The organism is Mucilaginibacter gossypii (assembly GCF_900100945.1).
Taxonomy (GTDB): domain Bacteria; phylum Bacteroidota; class Bacteroidia; order Sphingobacteriales; family Sphingobacteriaceae; genus Mucilaginibacter; species Mucilaginibacter gossypii.
This window is the reverse complement of sequence record NZ_FNCG01000011.1, coordinates 115,059-136,142: the sequence shown is the minus strand read 5'-3', so window position 1 is coordinate 136,142 and position 21,084 is coordinate 115,059. Positions and strand designations below refer to the sequence as shown.

The 21,084-nt window shown below is 43.1% G+C and carries 23 protein-coding genes; 14 read left to right on the top strand and 9 right to left on the bottom strand.

What is annotated here, in order from left to right; translation table 11 throughout:
- Positions 1-117: 117 nt before the first annotated feature.
- From BLS28_RS19300 to BLS28_RS19285, 3 genes are all read left to right on the top strand, one after another.
- Complete coding sequence (locus BLS28_RS19300) at positions 118-975, top strand: glycoside hydrolase family 16 protein (protein ID WP_091171312.1); 858 nt, start codon at positions 118-120, stop codon at positions 973-975.
- 110 nt (positions 976-1,085) lie between these two features.
- Positions 1,086-1,286 carry a hypothetical protein gene (locus BLS28_RS19295; protein WP_091171309.1) on the top strand — a complete coding sequence of 67 codons (201 nt, stop codon included), beginning with the start codon at positions 1,086-1,088 and terminating at the stop codon, positions 1,284-1,286.
- Between the two features lie 1,035 nt (positions 1,287-2,321).
- Entirely contained in the window at positions 2,322-2,810 is a 489-nt protein-coding gene (locus BLS28_RS19285) for a VOC family protein (protein WP_091171304.1), read from the top strand.
- Positions 2,811-3,050: 240 nt separating this feature from the next.
- Here BLS28_RS19285 and BLS28_RS19280 read toward each other — a convergent pair whose 3' ends face one another.
- From BLS28_RS19280 to BLS28_RS19270, 3 genes are all read right to left on the bottom strand, one after another.
- On the bottom strand, positions 3,051-3,266 hold the full coding sequence (locus BLS28_RS19280; RefSeq protein ID WP_091171302.1) for a hypothetical protein: 216 nt from the start codon (positions 3,264-3,266) through the stop codon (positions 3,051-3,053).
- An 87-nt stretch (positions 3,267-3,353) separates the two neighbouring features.
- The gene (locus BLS28_RS19275) at positions 3,354-3,755 is read right to left on the bottom strand and encodes a hypothetical protein (protein WP_176844516.1); all 402 of its coding nucleotides are present in this window, start codon (positions 3,753-3,755) and stop codon (positions 3,354-3,356) included.
- 20 nt (positions 3,756-3,775) lie between these two features.
- Entirely contained in the window at positions 3,776-4,351 is a 576-nt protein-coding gene (locus BLS28_RS19270) for an RNA polymerase sigma factor (protein WP_243770747.1), read from the bottom strand.
- 237 nt (positions 4,352-4,588) lie between these two features.
- Here BLS28_RS19270 and BLS28_RS19265 point away from each other — a divergent pair, with 237 nt between their 5' ends.
- Both BLS28_RS19265 and BLS28_RS19260 read left to right on the top strand, forming a co-directional pair.
- A complete protein-coding gene (locus BLS28_RS19265; protein ID WP_091171299.1) occupies positions 4,589-5,068 on the top strand; it encodes an Lrp/AsnC family transcriptional regulator in 480 nt (159 codons plus the stop codon).
- 6 nt (positions 5,069-5,074) lie between these two features.
- Positions 5,075-6,031 (top strand): EamA family transporter, encoded by a 957-nt coding sequence (locus BLS28_RS19260; protein ID WP_091171296.1) that lies wholly within the window; start codon positions 5,075-5,077, stop codon positions 6,029-6,031.
- A 160-nt stretch (positions 6,032-6,191) separates the two neighbouring features.
- Here the strand turns inward: BLS28_RS19260 and BLS28_RS19255 are convergent, their stop codons facing one another.
- Entirely contained in the window at positions 6,192-7,199 is a 1,008-nt protein-coding gene (locus BLS28_RS19255) for an ABC transporter ATP-binding protein (protein WP_091171294.1), read from the bottom strand.
- A gap of 171 nt (positions 7,200-7,370) precedes the next feature.
- Here BLS28_RS19255 and BLS28_RS19250 point away from each other — a divergent pair, with 171 nt between their 5' ends.
- Entirely contained in the window at positions 7,371-7,580 is a 210-nt protein-coding gene (locus tag BLS28_RS19250; RefSeq protein WP_090524308.1) for a hypothetical protein, read from the top strand.
- A gap of 182 nt (positions 7,581-7,762) precedes the next feature.
- Here BLS28_RS19250 and BLS28_RS19245 read toward each other — a convergent pair whose 3' ends face one another.
- Positions 7,763-8,224: a hypothetical protein gene (locus tag BLS28_RS19245; protein ID WP_143020823.1), complete on the bottom strand. Its 462-nt coding sequence runs from the start codon at positions 8,222-8,224 to the stop codon at positions 7,763-7,765.
- A 354-nt stretch (positions 8,225-8,578) separates the two neighbouring features.
- On the opposite strand from BLS28_RS19245, the gene BLS28_RS19240 reads away from it, so the two are divergent.
- A complete protein-coding gene (locus BLS28_RS19240) occupies positions 8,579-10,144 on the top strand; it encodes a M20/M25/M40 family metallo-hydrolase (protein WP_091171288.1) in 1,566 nt (521 codons plus the stop codon).
- A gap of 229 nt (positions 10,145-10,373) precedes the next feature.
- Here the strand turns inward: BLS28_RS19240 and BLS28_RS30960 are convergent, their stop codons facing one another.
- From BLS28_RS30960 to BLS28_RS19230, 3 genes are all read right to left on the bottom strand, one after another.
- Complete coding sequence (locus tag BLS28_RS30960; RefSeq protein WP_167516184.1) at positions 10,374-10,511, bottom strand: hypothetical protein; 138 nt, start codon at positions 10,509-10,511, stop codon at positions 10,374-10,376.
- Positions 10,512-10,806: 295 nt separating this feature from the next.
- Positions 10,807-11,361, bottom strand: coding sequence for an RNA 2'-phosphotransferase (locus BLS28_RS19235; RefSeq protein WP_176844515.1), 555 nt, complete (start codon positions 11,359-11,361; stop codon positions 10,807-10,809).
- A 24-nt stretch (positions 11,362-11,385) separates the two neighbouring features.
- Positions 11,386-12,447, bottom strand: a complete 1,062-nt coding sequence (locus tag BLS28_RS19230; RefSeq protein WP_091171286.1) for a helix-turn-helix transcriptional regulator — start codon at positions 12,445-12,447, stop codon at positions 11,386-11,388.
- A 271-nt stretch (positions 12,448-12,718) separates the two neighbouring features.
- Between BLS28_RS19230 and BLS28_RS19225 the strand changes: the two genes are divergently transcribed.
- The 3 genes from BLS28_RS19225 to BLS28_RS19215 all read left to right on the top strand — a co-directional run bounded on the left by BLS28_RS19225 (position 12,719) and on the right by BLS28_RS19215 (position 15,934).
- Complete coding sequence (locus BLS28_RS19225) at positions 12,719-14,173, top strand: RtcB family protein (protein ID WP_091171283.1); 1,455 nt, start codon at positions 12,719-12,721, stop codon at positions 14,171-14,173.
- A 201-nt stretch (positions 14,174-14,374) separates the two neighbouring features.
- Positions 14,375-15,154, top strand: a complete 780-nt coding sequence (locus BLS28_RS19220; protein WP_143020822.1) for a hypothetical protein — start codon at positions 14,375-14,377, stop codon at positions 15,152-15,154.
- Positions 15,155-15,190: 36 nt separating this feature from the next.
- On the top strand, positions 15,191-15,934 hold the full coding sequence (locus tag BLS28_RS19215; RefSeq protein ID WP_091171278.1) for an AAA family ATPase: 744 nt from the start codon (positions 15,191-15,193) through the stop codon (positions 15,932-15,934).
- Between the two features lie 20 nt (positions 15,935-15,954).
- Here BLS28_RS19215 and BLS28_RS19210 read toward each other — a convergent pair whose 3' ends face one another.
- Positions 15,955-16,548: a dihydrofolate reductase family protein gene (locus BLS28_RS19210; protein ID WP_091171276.1), complete on the bottom strand. Its 594-nt coding sequence runs from the start codon at positions 16,546-16,548 to the stop codon at positions 15,955-15,957.
- Between the two features lie 374 nt (positions 16,549-16,922).
- Between BLS28_RS19210 and BLS28_RS19205 the strand changes: the two genes are divergently transcribed.
- The 4 genes from BLS28_RS19205 (at position 16,923) to BLS28_RS19190 (ending at position 21,072) form a co-directional block, all read left to right on the top strand.
- Positions 16,923-17,525: an NUDIX hydrolase N-terminal domain-containing protein gene (locus BLS28_RS19205; RefSeq protein WP_091171274.1), complete on the top strand. Its 603-nt coding sequence runs from the start codon at positions 16,923-16,925 to the stop codon at positions 17,523-17,525.
- 233 nt (positions 17,526-17,758) lie between these two features.
- Positions 17,759-17,938, top strand: coding sequence for a hypothetical protein (locus BLS28_RS19200; RefSeq protein ID WP_090524279.1), 180 nt, complete (start codon positions 17,759-17,761; stop codon positions 17,936-17,938).
- A gap of 83 nt (positions 17,939-18,021) precedes the next feature.
- Positions 18,022-19,455 carry a tetratricopeptide repeat protein gene (locus BLS28_RS19195; protein WP_091171268.1) on the top strand — a complete coding sequence of 478 codons (1,434 nt, stop codon included), beginning with the start codon at positions 18,022-18,024 and terminating at the stop codon, positions 19,453-19,455.
- Between the two features lie 483 nt (positions 19,456-19,938).
- Positions 19,939-21,072, top strand: coding sequence for a glycoside hydrolase family 76 protein (locus tag BLS28_RS19190; RefSeq protein ID WP_091171264.1), 1,134 nt, complete (start codon positions 19,939-19,941; stop codon positions 21,070-21,072).
- Positions 21,073-21,084 lie beyond the last annotated feature (12 nt).

The window sequence follows — 21,084 nt, the reverse complement described above, 5'->3', positions numbered from 1 at the left end:
AATGTATCTTCTAAGTTTCAAACCGGGACGTTACTGTAAAATTATGATCGCAATTGGTAAATACTAAATTCGTGTCATCCAATTTATCTACTTTTAAACCCTTATCTCACACTTCAAATGAATCTAAAATATCTGCTGCTATCAGCTCCACTTTTATTAGCATTACAGGCATTCGCTCAGAATAAAACTACGGATACTGTTTTCTTTGAAGATTTTAATAAACCAACCCTCAACAGGAGCAGGTGGAATGTTGAAGTTACGGGCAACACTGTTAATGACGAGCAGCAGGCCTATGTTGATTCGGCGGCTACCATTTATATGATAGATGGTAAAGCCGAAGGTGCAGAAAACGGCGCGCTTGTTTTAAAGGCTTTATATAAACCCGGCTTTACCAGTAAAGAGCAGCGTAAATATGATTTCATTTCAGGCCGCATTAATACCCGAGCTAAAATGGAGTTTACATATGGTACTGCCTCATGCAGAATGAAAATGGCGGCAGGCGCAGGCCTATGGCCAGCCTTTTGGCTGCTTGGAAACGGTAAATGGCCCAATTGCGGCGAAATTGACGTAATGGAAACCGTAGGCGACTCAAGCTGGGTAAGCCATGCTTTACATGGCCCCGGCTATTTTGGCGATACGCCGCTTGCAAAACGTGTATTTTTCCCCGCAGGCATTGATGTTACCCAGTGGCATGTATATTCGGTAGACTGGTTGCCTGAGAGCCTTGTTTTTAAGGTTGATGGCAAAATTACCTATACAGTAACAAAAGCAATGGTTGAAAAATATGGCCGCTGGGCTTTTGATAACAAAAAATTCATCATCCTTAATTTTGCATTAGGTGGTGGCTATCCTGGTGGTGTTAACAAGGTTACCAAACCCTATCATGGCTTATCAGAAAATACAGTTAACAAAATAAAAGCCGGTGATGCCAAAACCATTGTCGACTGGGTGCTGATAACTAAAACTGTGAATTAATATTGTTGATACATTTGTAAAATAAAGGTTATTTAAATTTTACTTTCATAAAACATTGGGTAAATTTTATTGCCATATTTTTGAATTATTAAAAATAACATCATCTACCCATGGCAATATTAACCGTACAAATACCCGACTCAGAGATCTTTACTTTATCAAGTATAGTTGAACAGATATCAGGCAGCATCATCAAAGTTACTGCCGAAGAAGACATCAATCAGGGCGATTGCATTTTGCATAAAGACGACCTTATGATTAAAAACAAACTGGAAGGTAGCCTTCATTCACGGCACCTCTGGAACGATTGATTTTACCATAAACAATCCCGGTTTTTAAACGCCATAAACAAAACAGGCCGTGCTTCATCAGCACGGCCTGTTTTGCTGTATTTACTTGTTTTAATTATGTATAACTACGCGTTCGTGTACACGAACCCTTTCGTCGTGTCGTCGCCTGTGTCGTTCCCGGTATTCGGTCGAACAGCTTGTAAAGCCCATTGCTGCTAATATTAATAATGAAATTGAGCGTGAAACAGTAGTTTTCATAGCAAATGATTTATTAGTTTTCGATAGATAAACTATGGCCAAACAGTTATCATGCCATAAGAGTGCGGCAACAAAGCGGTAAAAGGAATGTTACAGTAGGATAATCATCAGTCGAAAACTATTTCAAGCGACAACTCAGGAACTCCGTCGCTCCATAACCTGATTAATCCAAACAAACAGAAAACCGATGGCCAGAAAGGCTATAAGCATTAATAATCATATTGCTCCATAGCTGTTTGCAGCGTTAAATTAATATAAAACGGTACTGCAAAACACAAACAACTATTATTATCTCCTTAAATAAATAATAATCTGCAAAGGGCAGTAACATAAACCCAGTTTCATACGTATTATATTTTCATGGAGGATTTTATTCTCAATTAGTATTTTTTTAACTTTTTGGGATAAAATACGACTACTTTAACAAGTTGATTGACCTGATAACCAATCGCAATTAAAAACTTAATTAAACGCCGGATGAAGTATGAGGGGCTATGTTAATATACCAGGATCGGTTGATTGTAACTGCTGCAAGGTTTGCGGTGCAAGACCAATAATTGTGCTGATTAAAGATATTGGATATGTAGTAAAATGCCCTGTTGATGACAGTCATTACAGGACCGATGCGGGCCTTATTGATATTAATGACTGGAATTTACACAATATCAATTGTATTAATCACGAGGACGAAAAATTGATATTCAGTTTTCATTGAATGCTTGTGTAATTTATTTGTGCATTACTTTAACCATAATGCTAAACCTATATCTTTAGGCATTTAAATTACAAATCCTAACAATGAGATCTTTATCAATAATCTTTAAAACAGCCAAACTAACCACGTTGCTGCTGGCAATAACTGTGCTTTTGCCTGTGGTTTGCAAAGCCCAAAACGGTACCGATATCTCACCGGTAATTGATCATATTGCCATTACTACCGGTAACCTTAAAAAAAGCACCGAATTTTATACCAAAGTATTACACCTTAAAAAAGTTGACAACCCCTTTGCCGATACCGTACACCAATGGTATAGCCTTGGCAATAATGTGAAACTACATGTTATACAGGCTGAACGCAACGAAAAACAGGTTAAAGGCGTACACCTTTGCTTCACCGTTTCGTCGGTAAAAGAGTTTGCAAAAACACTCGATCAAATGAATATCCCTTACTCAAACTGGAAAGGTGACAGTAAAGAACCTACCTACCGGGCAGATGGCGTATTGCAACTTTATTTCCAGGATCCGGATGGCTACTGGATTGAAATAAACAGCCCGGCTAAAAAATAAGCCGGGCTGCCAAACAATCACTTAACTAAATTTTTGAATTTCTTTTTAACCAATAGCCTTTGCACAGCCAAAAGCCCTAAAGCACTATTATTGGGAAGAACACCCATATTACCGCCGCAGCAGCGTTAGGGATTTGAACCACCGGGCCATAAATGTATCCTGTAACAGGGATGCTTAACAAGATATGGTCCCATCGGATCTCACCTTACGTTCAAGCGCGGCCGTCATTGTAAACAGGTATTAGTAATCCAGCTCCTGGCAATAGATGCCGGCGTTTTGCAACAACGATTCGATATAACGAGGCGAAAGATCCTTAGCTTCCACCCGTAAAATATTATCGCAGTCTTCCAGGTCAAAGTTCCATTGGGCTATGGCGGGTATTTTGGTTAATAAATTTTGTACCCGGCTCACCTGCCGTCTCTGCCGTACACTTGTTGCAAATACCAGTACATCCATTGTTATGTTATTTGAGGTAGATAAATATAAATTTATTTAGAACTGAAAGCGGAATGCATAAAGCTTAAAGCTGATATTCCTGATCGCTTACTCAGCCTTCTTTTCTTCGTTTGTGGTAGTCTTAAAATCGTCCCAGTCACGGCTAAACCTGCCATGCCCGTGGCCTTTCCATCCGCACATGCGGTCTTCCCACTGAGCGCGGAATTTATCTCTGTCTTCAGGGCTCATATTTTTAAAACGTTCAGCCATGCGTCCGCGCATCCAGGGCGCACCTCCTCCGCCTTTAGGGCCGCCTTTCCCAAAACCAAACAAAATCTTGCATAAAATAAATATGCCAACGGCCTGCCAGTAAGTAATGGTTGTTACATGTAAAATATCCGGCAATAAATTATTCCACAGCTGCATTACCACAAAGCTGATGACGGCCAGGCAAGCGATCACCCCAAGCGGAATGAAGAAAAATCGCCTTTTATAAAAAAATGGTTTCATGTTATATAATGTCTTAATTTTTAATATTCAGTAATTTCGGTGTAAAGCTGGGCAAGCCGTTTGCGCAAGTGTAGTACGGCGTAACGTTTCCTTGATACCAGCGTGTTGGTATTTAGCCCGGTACGTTTGGCAATTTCCTCAAAGGGGATATCTTCAAGCTCATGCCAAACAAATACCTGTTTTTGTTCTTCGGGCAATTCATCCAGCGCAAAAAATAACTGCTCCCAAAAAAGGTTGCGCAAATACTCGGTTTCGGGAGTGGTAGCTTCGGTAAGGAGTATGGCTTTAAAGTCCGGTGCCTCATCGTCATAATCCTCATCATCGGCCAGCATATCATCAAGCAGGGTTTCCGTCTTTTTTTTATGCTTATCAGTTATTTTGTTCCGGGCCACCCGGTATAGCCAGGCGCTGGTTTGTTCAATCGGTTCAGAATTAATAACAGCGCTAAACTGGTACCAAACATCCTGGAGTATATCCTCGGCGTCGGCATCGTTTTTTACCCTCCGGCGAATAAATCCCAACAGGCTTTTACCATACGACGCAATTGTTTGTATGATGTGGCTGTTTTTGTCCTGGGGCATTATCGCTGTTGTCAATTTCTTTATCCTTTTTAAAGATAAAGACGATTGTGATTTAAAAACATTTTAATTTTTTTTCAAAAAAATCTATTGCATATCAAAAAGTCATTTCAGACAGCTAAAACAGTATTTATTTGATTGCAGAAGCGACTTAAGCAACTGATGTTTAAACATCATAAAGACAGTTTTGTTGAATTAAATTCATTTTAATTAAAAATATTTGAACTTTATTCAATTTATACCGAATATTACTGTATGATTAACGAACCGGAAATTATTTTAGATAAAACCGACCTGCATATTTTGCGATTGATGCAGGAAAACGCCCGGATCTCTAATGCCGACCTGGCCCGTGAGCTTGGCATGGCGCCATCCGGCATTCTTGAGCGCGTAAAAAAACTGGAACAAAAAAATGTGATCCAACAATATACAATGCGCATCAATCCGGCGGCCCTGCAGCAAAAAATGCTTGCTTTTATATTTATGAAAGCGGCCGATGGGCCAGGAAGCGATGCTACATCAGGCGAGCTGGCCAAGATACCCGAAGTACAGGAAGTGCACCACATAGCCGGCGACGATTGCTATTTAATAAAAGTGCGTACTTATGACTCCGCCTCGCTAATGAATTTAATGCGCACTCACTTCAGTAAAATACCCAATATTTTGAGCACCCGCACCACCATAGTGCTCGAAACCAAAAAAGAACAACAACAATTGGTTATACCCGAAAAATAATATACCATGGCACCTACTACTGCAAAATCCACTTCGCCCTTATTAGTTATTATAGCTTTCGCCACTGTTTATATAGTATGGGGCTCTACCTACTTTTTTATAAAAATTGCAGTAGCTGGTTTTCCGCCGCTGCTGTTGGGCGCGCTGCGCTTCTTCACAGCGGGTTTGCTGTTAATGGCGTGGTGTGCAATTAAGGGTGAAAAGATTTTTGTAAAACAAAACATATTACATGCAGCAGTAAGCGGTTTCCTGCTGTTGGTAATAGGTAACGGTGCAGTAATATGGGCCGAACAAACTTTACCAAGCGCGATGGTGGCCATTATGGTAACATCGCCGCCAATTTGGTTCGTGCTGCTTGATAAACCCAACTGGAGCACCAACTTTAAAAGCAAAAGCACCATTGTCGGCCTCATCATTGGCTTTATAGGTGTGATACTTTTATTTCGGGATCAGATCGCGGACGTATTGGGATCATCGGCAGGTCCATCAAAATTACCAGGAATGATATTGCTTTTACTTGGTACACTGGGCTGGGCCTCCGGTTCATTATATTCAAAACATTATAACACTAAAGGATCGGTATCGGTAAATACGGCCTGGCAAATGCTTGGAGCCGGCATATTTTTTATTCCCGCAAGTTTTTTAAACAACGAGGTACAAACCGTACAATGGCATGCCATACCGGTACAAAGCTGGTATGCCCTAGCTTATCTCATTATATTTGGATCGATAGCGGCATTTAGCGCTTATGTATGGCTTTTACAGGTGAGACCGGCTACCCAGGTTGGTACCTATGCCTATGTTAACCCGGTGATAGCCGTATTATTGGGGGTAATTTTTGCAGGCGAACATGTAACGCTGATCCAGGTTATTGGACTGGTTGTAATATTGAGCAGTGTGTTGCTGATCAATTTATCGAAGTATAGGAAGGCAAAACATAGAGAACTGGCAGTAGCAAAGTGAACACAAGCGCTGAAACGAAAAAAATAAAAACTATGTCATTGCGCAGCGCGGCAATCTCGTAGTCAATACATAGCCGGCTTGCGTAGCTACGAGATTGCTTCGTCGTTCCTCCTCGCAATGGCATTTTTATTAAAAAGTCCCAAAGAGACAAAAGTATAAATCAACTCTCCCATTTTCCAAATTCAAAATACTTACTGATACTGATGCCAACTTTACTGCCAACCGGGTACTTACGCCTGTCGTAATTAATTACCCGCAGTGTTAAACCATCTTTTTCAACAATAAGTTCTTCAAAAAAGCCTTTAAACAATACCATTTTCACCAGCCATTTGCTGCCCAGGCTGCTAATTTTAATATGCTCGGCGTAAACCACCACCACGCTGCGTTTACTTTTTATGCTGCAAACTTTTGCCTGGGCCGATGTTAGCCGGGTACAGCTGGCCAGTATTTGTGCCGTGTACAATAATTTAGGCGCATGATATAACTGCTCAGGACTGCCGTTCTCCACAATCTCCCCTTCTTTAAGTACAATAAGTTCATCGGCCATGGAAAGGATCTCGGCAGGATCATGCGATACCAATACTACGGTAACTCCCCATTCCTTTACAATATACCTGATATCGTGCTGTAAACCTTCCCGATAGGTTGCATCTACCTGGTTAAAGGGTTCATCAAGCAGTAAAACTTCCGGGCGGCTAATCAATGCTTTGGCAATGGTTACACGCTGCTTTTCGCCACCGCTTAATTTACCAAAGGGCATTTCTCTAATGGTGTAGATATTTAAAAGGTTCAAGGCTTCAGTAACATGATGGATAGCCTGACTTTGATCTTCGGCAGGCAAACCTTCACATATAGTGTCCCATACCGATATTCGCGGATCAAGATCGTTATCGTGCTGCGCTACCATCCGCATAACCTTATGGGCATGCTGAATACCTTTTTGCCTGCTTAATACCTGCTCCTCCTTAAAAAACACCTCACCATGGTCGGGCTCCAGGGTACCATATAACAGGTTGAGCAAAGTGGTTTTCCCGCTGCCGCTTTCACCTACTATCGCTGTTATTTTTGCTTTTGGAATAAAAATGGTAACGTTATTAACCCCCGAAGACTTATCCCCAAAAAAGTTTTTAGTAACCGATATGGTTTCCAGTATCAGATTATCTTGCATCTACGGTAATTAATTTTCAGGATGTTATAGGAAAACCATTCACCCCGGATCCAGGCTTCTAATCTAAAGAAAAGTTGAAAGCAAAAAAACTTAATATGCCAATCTGAACGACAAGCGCAAAACAAATAGTAACTAAACGCTATTTATTATCAATAACCAAATTATATAACCATGAACAAAGCCATAGGGATTGTACTCATTATTGTAGGTGCGGCCATGCTCATCTGGACAGGTTTTACTTACACCAAAAAAGAAAAGATCATTGATGCCGGCCCTATACAGGTATCGGCCGACAGGGAAAAAACTGTTAACTGGCCGCCCTACCTTGGCGGATTATTAGTTATAGGCGGTATTGTTGTAGTTGCTACTTCAAAAAAATAGAGGCTTATTTATTATCTGCCACTTTAAGTACGCTAATATCCTTACCGGCAAGCAGTTGCAAATGGGCCAACCACAAGCTTAAGAAAAAACAGGTCATATTTATATATATGCAAAAAAGAAGGCCACATCATTTGTTTTATGATGCGGCCACGGGGATGCTGCCCCTCAGCAATTTAATATCATTAAGCCGAAACCAGATCGGGATTATGGTTAACCTGGCTAATGGTAAGCGCCTGCTGAATGTTGAGCCCGGCACCCTGCTGGTCCGACATCCATTTTTGGATCAGTGCATTTAACGTGTTCAGCTGGCTGGCATAAGCATCCGGGTTAACGCCTTTCAGTTTTGCTAAATAAGCCACCGCGTCGGCTATTTTTTGCGCATCTGTTTTGCCATCTTCCTGTACAGCCCAGTTTAAATCGGTAACCACTTTGGGCAGCCATAATTTAATGCCGTTCACAATTACTGCTGATGCCGGCACCAGGGTTTCCAGCGTCATTTCCAAAAACTGGCCGGCCTGGCTTGCTTCAAGGTTTTTGATTCCGTTAGCAACTTTGTCGGCTACGGTAATGATTTCATGTACAGCGTCTGAAGCGTTGTGGAACAGGGATTTTACATTATCCCACATTTTTGATAAAAAAGACATAGGTTGTAGTTTTAAGTTTATATAATTTGATTGTTGGTTCACAAACGTTTAAAGCCATATACAGGCGACCCGAACACTATAAATACCATTGATTTAAGCTATTTGCTGATTCAGAAAACTACAAATAGCCTTCGGGTTAAATGACTTTATTTAGAGAAGATAAAATTGACGATAAAAACAGCCGGGTAACATAGTGTTTATACGCTTTCGGGATGCGGTTTTTACGTTATTTAATGACATCTGGGGTGTTGCCAATGTTTTATTGTGTTAATGGCACGGCTTAGTTCAGGTTTTACCCCCTCTTATTTATATTTTTCAAACTAAAACCTTATATTCAAATATAAAACCCTCATTATGAAATATATAAAACTCAATTTTATTTTCGGCGCGCTGTTGTTTGCCAGCACCGGTAGCTACGCCCAGCAGGAAGTTATTGATACTGCAGCTTTCAGTCGCATCCGCAAGGCAGAGCTTAGCAGCTCACAAATTCCGCAGATAGCGCATTATTTAACCGATGTATCCGGTCCGCGGTTAACCAATTCGCCGGGTTATGCCCGGGCAGCAAGCTGGGCAGTTGCCACCATGAAAAAATGGGGAATGACCAATGCCGCTACCGAGCCCTGGGGCACTTTTGGCAAACAATGGGAAGTGCAGGATTTCAGTATGATGATGCGCGCACCCTATAATGCCCAGATCAGGGCTTATCCTAATCCATGGAGCCCGGGCAGCACAGGCTTGCTGCAAGGTGAAGTTATGATAATTACATCGGCACAGGCTATAGATACTGTTTATCTTAATAGCCACGCTACCGGGTTTAAAGGCAAATTTGTACTGGTTACCGGTGAGGCGGCTGATTATAAAAAGGACTTTGAGCCATCGGCCGAAAGACTGGCCGACACCGCGTTAGCCAACCTGAAGGATACTTATATGGTGTCCCGCTCCATGATCGACATGTATACTACTAAATATCTGAAGATCTTTAAAACAGCAGACCGCATATTGAAAAACGCTGGTGCGCTGGCATTCATTAGCGCGGGCCGCAGTAATGTTAACGGAACCGTTTTTGTGCAAGGGCGCTACGGCTATAAATTAACTGATCCGGAAACCGTACCGCAGGTTACCATGGCTTCGGAGGACGGGCAGAAGATCAAACGGCTGATCCAATCGGGCCAGAAAGTTGAACTGGCCATGAGTTTTACGGACAAAACATCTACCGAAGATACAAACGGCTACAACGTAGTGGGCGAAATCCCCGGCACCGACCCCAAACTAAAATCGCAGCTGGTGATGCTGGGCGGTCATCTTGATTCGTGGCAGGCAGCTACCGGTGCAACCGACAATGCCGCAGGCTGCATTGTAATGCTGGAGGCCGTTCGCCTGCTCGATTCGCTTGGGCTTAAACCTAAACGCACCATCCGCATTGCACTGTGGAGCGGGGAAGAGCAGGGTTTGCTGGGTTCATTCGGGTACGTTAAAAGCCATTTCAGGGATGGCGTTAAATTTACTGTAAAGCCCGAGCAGGCTAAAGTATCAGCCTATTTTAACCTGGATAATGGTACCGGAAAAATCAGGGGGATCTTTGCGCAAAACAACGAAAAAATGAAACCGATATTTGAACAGTGGCTAAAACCCTTTAATGACCTTGGTGCCACAACGGTAACTATGGCCAATACCGGGTCAACCGATCACCTGGCGTTTGATTGGGCTGGCATACCGGGTTTCCAGTTTGTGCAGGACCCTATTGATTATGAAACCCGCACGCACCACAGCAATATGGACGACTACGACCACCTGATGATAGATGATCTGAAACAGGCCGCCATCATCGTAGCCTCATTTGTGTACCAGGCCAGTATCCGACCTGAAATGCTGCCAAGGAAACCGCTTGTAAACGAAACCTTTGTTTTTGATGGATTTTAGCAGAATAGCACGTCCGTGATTAAATAAGCATACTAAGACGCAAAGGGAAAAAAATCTTTGCGTCTTAGCGAAAAATATTTTCCTCAACGTATATTTTAATAAAGGCTTGTTTAAACTTCAAAAAAACGACTGGTGATAAACAATATGAGCATCAGGAGATATCGATGCTTTGCAGAGCCGGCCCCGGTTTGATCACAGGGCCGGCCCTCTTAATGGATTTGAAAAACAATTAAGAACGGTTAACGGGTTTCAGGATCCGCCGGTCTTCAGCTTTTTTGTTTAACCTGTTTTTAACAAATGAGTTGACCATAATAACCAGGATACAACAGGCAACCAATACGTAAATAATTAGGATGTGCTTTGGCATTTCAGTTTATAATTTCCTAAATGTAACAGGTTTGCTACTTAACCTGCAAGCGTTTTTTAAAATAAAGTTTCGACTAATTTGGTACAAAAGTCAAAAAAATGTCATTTTCCAATTTCGGAATTCGGATGTTCGATTTGGGATTTATCCTGAGTGATTAAATCCATGGACTCTGAAGGTTAGATGACAAAGAGGGCCTGTCAGTCTGAGCCTGTCGAAGACTCGTGTGCAGGGGCCCTGTCCGCCATACTTCGACGGGCTCAGTATGACACCCATTTTTTAAGTCGTCATGGATAGGTTAAGAGGAATATTTTCCGATAAAATCTATCGGTACAAAATCGGTAAGCCACACCTTGTTTTCTGACAGATAGAATTTATGACCCAGCCGGTGCATTTCACCCGCCGCAACGGTTAACACCACAGGTTTACCATGGCGTTGACCAACCTTAACAGCCGTTTCCAGGTCGTTGCTTAGGTGTACGTGCTGCCGGCTCCGCTTTTCGAGCCCGGTTTGCAAAATCGCCTCAATCGACTGGCTCCCTGTGCCATGATACAGCACATCCGGTGGTATTTGTGCTTCATAACCCAGCTCAACCTCAACCGAATGCCCCTGGCTGGCGCGGATCTTCTGCCGGGCATCATCAAATGCGAAACGCTTTTTGGCGTTAGTTTCAACTATGTGGTTCAGTATTTCAAGAGTTATGGCTTTACCATGTGCAGCCGCTTTTAGCAGCAATTCGTCAACGGCTACCCAGCCCTGCTCATCAAGTTTAATATTTATTGCTTCGGGCTGATGACGTAATACTAGGCTTAAAAATTTACTTAAGCTGGTAGTTTCTTTTTCGCTTATCATTAGCACTAATATAAATGCTTTACGTCACGAATTTAACAAACTGCTCAAATTCTTACCCTGCGGTACAGGGCTATCCCCAGCATAATGCTCCAGAGATTTCCGGTACAGATCCTTCATTTGTTTAACCAGGATCCGCGGACCAAGCACTTTCAGTTTAGGCCCGAAACCGAGCAATTCACGCTCCAACTCGAAGTTCATGATCACCCTAATGCTGAATATTGTTCCGTCTGCCGTAACTTTTAATATTTTTTGCGTGTGGTGCAATGGTTTGGTAATAACATACGGGGCATTTTTATCATCTACCCAAAATATGACTTCATTATCGCGCTGACCCGGCGATTTGGTAACGCCAAGCACATCATTATAATAAGTAGCGAGATTGATCCGGGTGTTTTCAATGTACTCGTCAATATGTACCTCCACAGTCTGAATCCTGTCGAGCGCCAGGGTAAGCAGTGGTTTATTCCTTACGTGTGATACGCCCAGCGCAAACCATCGGTTACGGTACTCCTTCAACAAATAAGCGCTGAAGCAAAATGTACTGGCCTCCCTTGCTTTGAATGACTGATAGCTAACACACAACGTATTCTTGCTTACAATAGCCTTACGAATAATCTCAATCCATTCCAACCCCTTCAGGTTATCGTTCTTTTCAAAATCAACCACTGGCACACTGTGTGTTTTCTGGCTGTAGATCTTGTCTTCCAGTTTGGTTACCATTTCGTTAAGGTCGGCAAAATGCCCCAGGCCTTTAAACTGGCCCAGCAAACCGGCTACCTCGCTCAACACCTGCATGTCCTGGTTATTGAGGGGGATGTTATTGATGCTGTAATTCTTGTCGGAGTAGGTGTAATACTTTTTATCAACCACTACAATAGGCGCTTCGTACCCCAGCTTATTACTGCGCATCATCTCCATATCGGCCTGCACGGTGCGGCGGCTTACCCCGCTGTTTATCCCCTGGTATTCGTACAAAGCTTCGGAGCAGGCTTCAATCAGGTCGTCAAGTGTCCACTGCCGGCGGCGGTTTTGCAGGCAGCTATCAATGGTTCGGTAGCGGATAAGGGCGTTGCGGTTTACAGGCATATTTTGATTTCGGATTTAGGATGTTAGATTTCGGATTTATTTATTCTTTAATTTCCCTACCCCCTTTGCGGCGAAGCCGGAGAGAGGGTCAACAAGCGAAGCGATGTCGGGGTGAGTCGACACACCAGTTCATGACTTTTTTATAATATTATTAAATTATTCTCAACTGCGCAAATACATTGCGCAGTTGAAATTTTACTTTGTATCGTTAAATAACAAAAGCAGCTAAACAAGAAACCCCTCCGCCAATTGGCGGAGGTTTAAGAGCGCTATGGAAAAGATAAAAATAAGCAACAACGAATTAACCGCATTAGGTATTAACGACGTAAAAATATTGGAGAACTTTAGCCGTGTGGCGAATGGCCTGCTAAAACACGGCGTAATGGATAAGGAACAGATCCTGGCCAACCTGGAAGCCCTTATTGACGACCCAATGCCTTATGCCCTTAAAAAAGGCGGCAAGTTTAAGAACCTGGCCGAGGCGGTAATTGATCTGCGAAAAGAAGGAAAATTTTTAAAACAGCCGCGAACCAACTTCGCACTGAAACAGGAAATTGCCGATTTCCCGGTTTACGGCCTTGAGCATATTGAAGTGGGTGCGCTTGCGCAGATGAAAACCGCGATTAAGTTACCCATAGCCGTAGCAGGTGCTTTAATGCCCGATGCCCACCAGGGTTACGGCTTGCCTATTGGCGGTGTGCTGGCTACAACTGCCAATACCATCATCCCCTTTGCGGTTGGGGTGGATATTGCCTGCCGTATGTGTTTGAGTATTTTTGATTTGCCTGCCGGTGTGGTTGACACCGAAACCGACATTCTTAAAGGGCTTCTGCTTGATCATACCAACTTCGGCATTGGCGGGGTTACCAAAACGCATTTTGATACCTCGTTGTTCGACAGCCCTGTATGGAGCGAAACCAAGACAATCCGGAACCTTAAGAATAAAGCCTATTCACAATTGGGTACCTCGGGTACCGGCAACCACTTTGTTGAATGGGGCGAACTTACCGTTGCCGAAGGAGCGCTTGAAGGCATCCCGGCCGGTGGTTACCTCGCTTTATTGTCGCACTCAGGTTCGCGCGGGTTTGGAGGGAGCATTGCCGATCATTACTCAAAAATTGCTATGAGCAAAACCAAGCTTCCGCAGGAGGCCAAGCATTTGGCATGGTTAAATTTAGATAACGACGAAGGGCAGGAATACTGGATTGCCATGAACCTGGCCGGCGATTACGCCAGCGCCAATCATCACGAAATCCATAACAAAATTGCCCGTGCGCTTAACCTTAAACCGGTAATGATGATTGAAAACCACCACAACTTTGCCTGGAAAGAGCAGCTTGCCGATGGTACCGCAGTAATGGTACACCGAAAAGGCGCTACTCCGGCAGGCGAAGGTGTATTAGGGATCATTCCCGGCAGTATGAGCACACCTGGCTTTGTAGTGCGCGGTAAAGGCGATGCGGCTTCTATCAACTCCGCCTCACACGGTGCAGGCCGTTTAATGAGCCGAAGCGCCGCCTTCAAAACTGTCGACCCGAAAGCAGTTGCCGCTAACCTCGCAGATAAACGCATCACCCTGATGGGAAGCGATTTGGACGAAGCGCCGATGGTGTACAAGGATATCCATGCTGTGATGGCCGCCCAGCATGATCTGGTTGATGTACTGGCAAGCTTTCAGCCGAGGATAGTGCGGATGGCGGATGCTAAGGAAAAGCCGGAGGATTAGGAGAAGAGTCTTAACTTGGGAGTTTGAAGTTGAAAATCAGATTTTTAATTATATTTCTAAACGCTGCCGCAAGTGTCCTCACTTGTGGCCCGCGTTTAGGTTATCTACATGGAGAGCCACCGGTTTGCTTAATAATGCCCACAAGCGAGGGCGCTTGCGGGAGCTGGGACTGGGTAGGCAAACAACTAAACCGAATCACGAATGCTTATATTGTCGCAATCATATAACCTCTTGCTTGAAGTATTTTATTGGGGCCTGCAATGGGAACTAATTACAAAAGCCGAAGCTGTAAAATGGGCCGATGATATCATCATCACTACAGAAGATATTCCGGATTATTTTTTCATTGAGCTTTCAATGAGCAAGAGCATCACAGAAGCAAAGGTGCTTATCAAAGACAAAATAAGTATAAGCAATGCACCTATTATAGGCAATGTATTGCTTGGGTTAATTTATCATAAACTCAATAGCAATAATATCGGGTTACAAAAAGCATGCGAAGTAATGGACCGCATCGCGTTAAATGATACGATGGCCGGTGACAAAATGGGTTCGCTATACCAGTTTAGCGATGAGCTGCAGGAAGCATTCCGCCCGGAACACTACGACTATCTGCGTATTGAAATTTTAGAATTTTTATCGATCTATAAAGATTTTGCATTGGACAATTACGATATGTGGCCTTCCATAAATGACCAAATCGAAACGCTCATTTTTAATATAGCACAACAAAGAATTGAGCAAAACGAGACATTCAAGCAGGCGCAAAACCCCATCAATTTTATACACCAGTTTACTATAAAAATGGCATTGTATATATTGATATTGGGAGCCGAAATAGTAATATTATCAAAGGTTGATTTAACATATAAATTCAGTAATGATCTCTATGCTATATCATTAATAATATTTGCAATTGCGATGTGTTATCCTGTTGTATGGGTGATATATCGTGCACTGGCTAAGCTATTTCGATTATAATCTTTATTCACCTCCATTCCCTATCTTTACCCTACTATGGAAGCCAAACCTTTTCTCCAGGAGATCCAACTGAAACGAGATATGGTGCCATCGTTTGATGCTTATCCGTTTCACATCCCGGCTATCAGGAACTTGTCGTCATTAAAGTTCCATCGCGATGTTACTTTTATCATTGGCGAAAATGGTTCGGGGAAATCAACGCTGGTAGAGGCCATCGCTTTGCATATGGGTTTCAGTATCGAGGGAGGCTCAAAAAACGCGCAGTTTCAAACGCATAATAATTCGTCGCAACTTTTCAATTATTTAACCGGTATAAAAAGCTACAAAAAGCCAACCGATTATTTCTTTCTCCGGGCCGAAAGCTTTTATAACGTAGCCACCTATATGGAAAATGTTTATGAAAACGACAAAGGCACGTTTGCACGGCAATATGGAGTAAAGTCGCTTCATGAATGCTCACACGGCGAATCGTTCATGGCTACGCTAACCAACAGGCTTACCGGCAACGGGCTTTACATATTTGATGAGCCGGAGGCCGCCTTATCGCCAAACAGGCAAATGGCGGCACTCTCGCTCATCAATACGCTTGTGAATGAAAACTCACAGTTCATTATAGCCACCCACTCCCCCATTTTATTAGCCTACCCGGGTGCAACCATTTACCAACTGGATGATTCGGGTATTAAACAGGTACGTTACGAAGAAACGGAGCATTACATGGTTACCAAACATTTCCTGAACAACTATACAGAGATGACGCGGATCCTTTTTGGGGAATGAGTAATTCCCTCCAAGCTTTTTTAAGCTCCCATATTACCGGTCTTAACCTCCCCGGCGCGTTTGTAATTAACAAAGACCACTCCGCTTGGTGTAACGGTGCTTTCTGTTACCTCCAAAGTAGTAGGCACGGTGTCCTCACTGAATATGGTTTTTCCTTTGCCAAGCAGTACCGGGTATATTTTAAGCCAAAGCTCGTCCACCAGGTCATGTTTCAGTAACAACTTAACCAGTTCGCCGCTGCCCCAGACTTTGATGTCCGAACCTTCTGAATCTTTCAGTTTTTTAATATCTTCTATGCTTGTAAGGAACACGCTGTTGTTCCAATCGGATTTATCCTTTGTATTGGATAACACGTATTTTGTTACCTCATTGATACCAGGCCAATAATCCGCATGCTTAGGCCAATACTCTTCAAAAATGTCGAACGTTTTCCGGCCTAACAGAATATCTGTCGCTTCCATCTGCTTCTGCATCATCTTACCCGAAACTTCATCCATAAAAGGTGCCGACCAGCCGCCATATTTAAAACTGCCTGATTGATCTTCTTCCGGTCCGCCGGGTGCCTGCATTACGCCATCTAATGTCATGAATGTTAAAACGATTATCTTTCTCATAAGATTTACCTCCCAAAGTGGTTGATGTTTAAAATTTGTTTTTTATTATGATACAAATCTCAGCAATAAGGCAATAATGCCTGCGGTGTATATGCGACCAATGATAGGTTGAATGCGACAGATAATAAAGTACTCATTTCCGAAGAGAGACTCGAACTCTCAAGAGTTATAGATTGCCGTGAAACTATAAAGTGTGCCCAGAACGAGATTCGAACTCGTATATCCTGAACCTAATCAGCAGGAAGCAGGCACAAGAAAATCCCAGAGTATTTAAAAGTAACAAATTCCCTCCATACGCAAAACATCTTTAAACAATGATTTTATAATTTCTTTACCCCGGTTATATCAGCTGTTAGCTATATTGCAGGCACCATATGAAAAAGAATTATATCGACCTGCTTGAAAACATTTATGCCCTGGCACAAACCGGTATCAGGTATACCAAAAGCCCTTTCGATATGGAGCGCTATCAAAAACTGTTGGATATAGCCACACAGGAGTACAGCGAATTTACCGGCCTGGAAACCGAAGTTTTAAAAGAACGCTTTCGTAACGATCTGGGATATGCCACACCCAAAGTAGGAGTTAACGGTATCTTGTTTGATGACAATGGCCGCCTGCTGGTTGAGCACCGCAGCGACGACCTTTTGTGGGGTTTGCCCGGCGGCTGGGTTGATATTGGCGAAGACCCGGAAACAGCCATGAAACGTGAGTTTTGGGAAGAGGCCCGGCTAATTGTTGAACCGGTTGAGATCATTAAATTCTTCGCTGTCCCCGCCGGTCAATTTCAGCAGCCCCATAGTTCAGTTGTAGTGCTTTATTTATGCAAATACGTTAGCGGCAATATCGAAACATCCATAGAAAGCCTCGAAATAAAATTTGTCGATCCGGCCGAAATAACCACCTGGCATAAAAACCACGGAGAGTATGTAAAAGAGGCCTTACTTCATCGAAAAAAAGCCCTGTCGCAAGTGTAAATAAATTTGTTTCGGTCACTTCTATTTTATCCACTCCTTTATGAGCTGACGGTTTCTTTTTTTCAGTCTCATTTAATATACTTTCCGCAAAACCGGCAACTATCCGCATAAAACGGCACTCTATTTCACATAAAGCGTAAAGATTTGACCATCAATAAAATATAAATGTATATTTATATACCTGCTCGCTTAGCAATTAACTGAACTCAAACTGATTTTTAAACATTAAAGCCATGAGTACATCAACCAAAGCGTTCGACAAAAACACCTCTATGGGTTTTAGGGACAAAAATACCTCAATGGGATTTGCTGATAATGAAACAGGCCTTGAGCCCGAAGACGAAGCCGCCGACGGGTTTGTAGCTTCGCCCGACCCGGATAATGCAGCTGAAGAACCTTCGATGGATAGTTAGGAATCTGTTTTATCCGGCTGGTGCCATTGCCCTGTATATCTATCCCCTTCCTAAAATGGGGGCTTTGTTTTATTTTATAATTTATGCTAAACCACATACTAAAGGGAATGGTTTGCGTATGCCTTTTAACCGGCATCGCCACGGATACCTATGCTCAAAAAAACATATTAAATCGGTTAAGATCAGAAGCGGCCCGGCATAAAAATGATACCGCGGGTGTTGAACCATTACGCCAATTAAGCTTACAATTGCAGGCCACCCGGCCTGATAGCGCGCTGATTTATGCGCAGCAGGGGCTTGAGCTGGCCCGCAAATTCTCGTTCAAAAAAGGCGAGGCCGATTGCATGAACCGCCTGGGTGTGGTTTTATGGAAAAATGGCAAGTATGACCAGGCCCTTTCTTTTTTACTCAACTCACTAAAAATACGCGAAGAAATTAACGACCGTTTGGGTATTTTAAAAAGTCTCAGCGATATAGGCATCGTTTACTCCGACCAATTGGATAACGTAAAAGCCCTATCCTACCATTTTAAAGCTAAAGCTGTTGCCGAAGAACTGCATGAAACAGCGCGCCTGGGGATTATCCTGGCCAATATTGGCAACTGCTACATCAAGCTTAACAAGGTTGATTCGGCTTTAAACTATGAGATGCAGGCTTATGCCATAAAGCAAACCCTGAAAGATACGGCTACCATGCCTAACACCTTATCCATTTTAGGCGACATTAACTATAAAATGGGACATACCGCCCTGGCGCTTGATTATTACCGGGTGAGTATAAGTTATGCTGCAAAAGTAAACGATCAAAACAGCCTTGCCGACAGCTATAACAGCGTAGCACAACTCTATAAGCAAAAAGGTATGGCCGATTCAAGCATCTATTATGCAACGCTGGCCCTTAATGCCGCAAAAGCCGCCCTATATCCCGAGGGGATTTTTCACGCCAGCAACCTGCTTACCGATGTGTACCGGGGCAAAAATGAGCACCTTGAACTGCTTTATTTAAAAACCGCACTCGCCGCCAAAGACAGTATGTTCAATGCCGAAAAAATTAAGCAGATCCAAACCTTAAGTTTTAACGAAGCAGCGCGGCAGGAAGAAATTGCCGAAGAAAAGCACCGCGAAGAAGAGGCGCGGATAATTAATCTGCAAATGGTAGGCATAGCTGTTTTTATCCCGACATTTTTTTTGGTAGTGTTACTGCTGAGCAAAAGCCGTACCCACCGCAAGGTGATTGAGTTTATGAGCGTGTTATGCCTGCTGCTGGCTTTTGAATTTCTAACCCTGTTTATTCATCCTTTTGTGCAGCGCCTCAGTAACCATTTACCCGTACTTGAATTGGTAATCCTGGTATGCCTGGCCTCCGTGCTGGTACCATTCCATCATAAGCTTACACACTTCATGCATGAGCGGCTGGTACACGGGCATAAACCTCAACAGCCCCCAGTTACCGCGGCGGTACCTTCGCCAGAGAAAAAGGAAACTAAACCACCTGCCGCAAAACGTAAACCTGCGTAAGGTTAAATACAGTTTTATTTTTTAGAGCTTTTATTTACTTTTTTAGCGCAAGTCTTGCGGGCTCGGATGTGTGCTGGCTGACTTGTGATACGCAAGCCCAAGTTACCCGACTCATCAATCCCGGCCCGCAAAACTTGGGCTAAGGATATTCTCGTCCCTTCAGGGTCTCTCGCAGAGGACCCTGAGGTATCCGCCGTGCAGATCACCCAGCTTTTAAACACAAAACACAGCAATTTCAATAAATGTTTGCCTTGCCGCCGGCTTAGCAAATGGGGTGTTGAAACAAGCATGACGAAGTTTATTATGTCTTACGTAAAAACGCCCCTCACCCGGTTAAAATCACGGTTAAGAATTGGGTTAATGATTTTTTGTGGGTTAAAACGTTGGTTAGCGGTTGTTTTTTAACCTATAATTGCCTTGCCTGCGAATAACTACCTTATTCCGCTACCAGACATAAGCCTATTACTAACCAACATTTATCATATGAAAAAACCAATCCGCTTTTTGATCCTGAGCTTGTTCATTACTATCGTAAGCTGTAGCAAGGGTAAGGATATTATACCCGTTACCGCTAAACCGGGCACGGATACTACCCAAACCGATAACAGTACCGGATTTAGCAGTGCCGATGCCGACCTTGCCTATACAGCATTCAATAACGCTTTTTACGATTCAAATAATAAACTTTACTTCAGCACCACTAAAAAAGATGGCGTTGCAGCTATATGGACGCAGGCTATTTACTGGGATATGGCCATGAATGTTTATGAGCGTACCAAAGCCCCTGCACAGCTTACCCGCATTAGCGATATATACCAGGGTAATTATAATCATTACGATGGCTACAACTGGAACAACACCACCGTTTGGTTTATTTATGACGATATGATGTGGTGGGTTATTGCCCTGGCGCGCGCCAACCAGCTTACCGGCAATGCCACTTATCTTGAAAAAGCAAAATCCGGGTTCGACAGGGTTTGGAACGGCTCTTATGACCCTATAGATGGCGGCATGTTCTGGGATTTTCAGCACAGCGGAAAAAACTCATGTATCAACTTCCCTACCGTTATAGCAGCAATGAAATTGTATAATATCACTAAGGATGTTTCTTATCTCAACAAGGCCAAATCTATCTATTCATGGTCGAAAACTAATTTGGTTGACGCATCGGGCAAAGTGAACGATAACAAAATAGGCAATAACCCTCCGGGTGGCCAGGATTATACTTATAACTCGGGTACTGCAATTGGCGCAGCCATGGCCTTATACAAACAAACCAACGATGCAGCTTACCTTAACGATGCCAAACTATATGCCGATTATGTAAAAAACGATATGTGCACCAACGGTATATTACCTGCCGAAGGAGATTTTAACGAACAGGGCGTTCTGAAAGCTATCTTCGCGCAATATATAGTGCAACTGATCAACGAGGGTGCCCAAAGCCAATACCTCAGCTGGCTTCAAACCAATGTTAAAACAGGCTGGAATAATCGCGATGGCCGGAACCTTACTTATCGTAATTACGCCGTACCTACCCCAACCGGCGATATTCAATCATATGAGGCCAGCAGCATTGTAACTTTCATGCAATTGATACCGCCAACTAAGAAATAAGCATTACGTTCT

What these genes read in the sequence shown, in the direction of transcription:
- BLS28_RS19300 (WP_091171312.1), top strand. Translation starts at nt 118, where the DNA reads ATGAATCTAAAATATCTGCTGCTATCAGCTCCACTTTTATTAGCATTA.
- BLS28_RS19200 (WP_090524279.1), top strand. Translation starts at nt 17,759, where the DNA reads ATGAGTACATCAACCAAAGCGTTCGACAAAAACACCTCTATGGGTTTT.
- BLS28_RS19220 (WP_143020822.1), top strand. Translation starts at nt 14,375, where the DNA reads ATGCTTATATTGTCGCAATCATATAACCTCTTGCTTGAAGTATTTTAT.
- BLS28_RS19260 (WP_091171296.1), top strand. Translation starts at nt 5,075, where the DNA reads ATGGCACCTACTACTGCAAAATCCACTTCGCCCTTATTAGTTATTATA.
- BLS28_RS19205 (WP_091171274.1), top strand. Translation starts at nt 16,923, where the DNA reads ATGAAAAAGAATTATATCGACCTGCTTGAAAACATTTATGCCCTGGCA.
- BLS28_RS19295 (WP_091171309.1), top strand. Translation starts at nt 1,086, where the DNA reads ATGGCAATATTAACCGTACAAATACCCGACTCAGAGATCTTTACTTTA.
- BLS28_RS19190 (WP_091171264.1), top strand. Translation starts at nt 19,939, where the DNA reads ATGAAAAAACCAATCCGCTTTTTGATCCTGAGCTTGTTCATTACTATC.
- BLS28_RS19235 (WP_176844515.1), bottom strand. Translation starts at nt 11,361, where the DNA reads ATGATAAGCGAAAAAGAAACTACCAGCTTAAGTAAATTTTTAAGCCTA.
- BLS28_RS19240 (WP_091171288.1), top strand. Translation starts at nt 8,579, where the DNA reads ATGAAATATATAAAACTCAATTTTATTTTCGGCGCGCTGTTGTTTGCC.
- BLS28_RS19265 (WP_091171299.1), top strand. Translation starts at nt 4,589, where the DNA reads ATGATTAACGAACCGGAAATTATTTTAGATAAAACCGACCTGCATATT.
- BLS28_RS19230 (WP_091171286.1), bottom strand. Translation starts at nt 12,447, where the DNA reads ATGCCTGTAAACCGCAACGCCCTTATCCGCTACCGAACCATTGATAGC.
- BLS28_RS19195 (WP_091171268.1), top strand. Translation starts at nt 18,022, where the DNA reads ATGCTAAACCACATACTAAAGGGAATGGTTTGCGTATGCCTTTTAACC.
- BLS28_RS19255 (WP_091171294.1), bottom strand. Translation starts at nt 7,199, where the DNA reads ATGCAAGATAATCTGATACTGGAAACCATATCGGTTACTAAAAACTTT.
- BLS28_RS19280 (WP_091171302.1), bottom strand. Translation starts at nt 3,266, where the DNA reads ATGGATGTACTGGTATTTGCAACAAGTGTACGGCAGAGACGGCAGGTG.
- BLS28_RS19275 (WP_176844516.1), bottom strand. Translation starts at nt 3,755, where the DNA reads ATGAAACCATTTTTTTATAAAAGGCGATTTTTCTTCATTCCGCTTGGG.
- BLS28_RS30960 (WP_167516184.1), bottom strand. Translation starts at nt 10,511, where the DNA reads ATGCCAAAGCACATCCTAATTATTTACGTATTGGTTGCCTGTTGTATC.
- BLS28_RS19210 (WP_091171276.1), bottom strand. Translation starts at nt 16,548, where the DNA reads ATGAGAAAGATAATCGTTTTAACATTCATGACATTAGATGGCGTAATG.
- BLS28_RS19285 (WP_091171304.1), top strand. Translation starts at nt 2,322, where the DNA reads ATGAGATCTTTATCAATAATCTTTAAAACAGCCAAACTAACCACGTTG.
- BLS28_RS19250 (WP_090524308.1), top strand. Translation starts at nt 7,371, where the DNA reads ATGAACAAAGCCATAGGGATTGTACTCATTATTGTAGGTGCGGCCATG.
- BLS28_RS19215 (WP_091171278.1), top strand. Translation starts at nt 15,191, where the DNA reads ATGGAAGCCAAACCTTTTCTCCAGGAGATCCAACTGAAACGAGATATG.
- BLS28_RS19245 (WP_143020823.1), bottom strand. Translation starts at nt 8,224, where the DNA reads ATGTCTTTTTTATCAAAAATGTGGGATAATGTAAAATCCCTGTTCCAC.
- BLS28_RS19225 (WP_091171283.1), top strand. Translation starts at nt 12,719, where the DNA reads ATGGAAAAGATAAAAATAAGCAACAACGAATTAACCGCATTAGGTATT.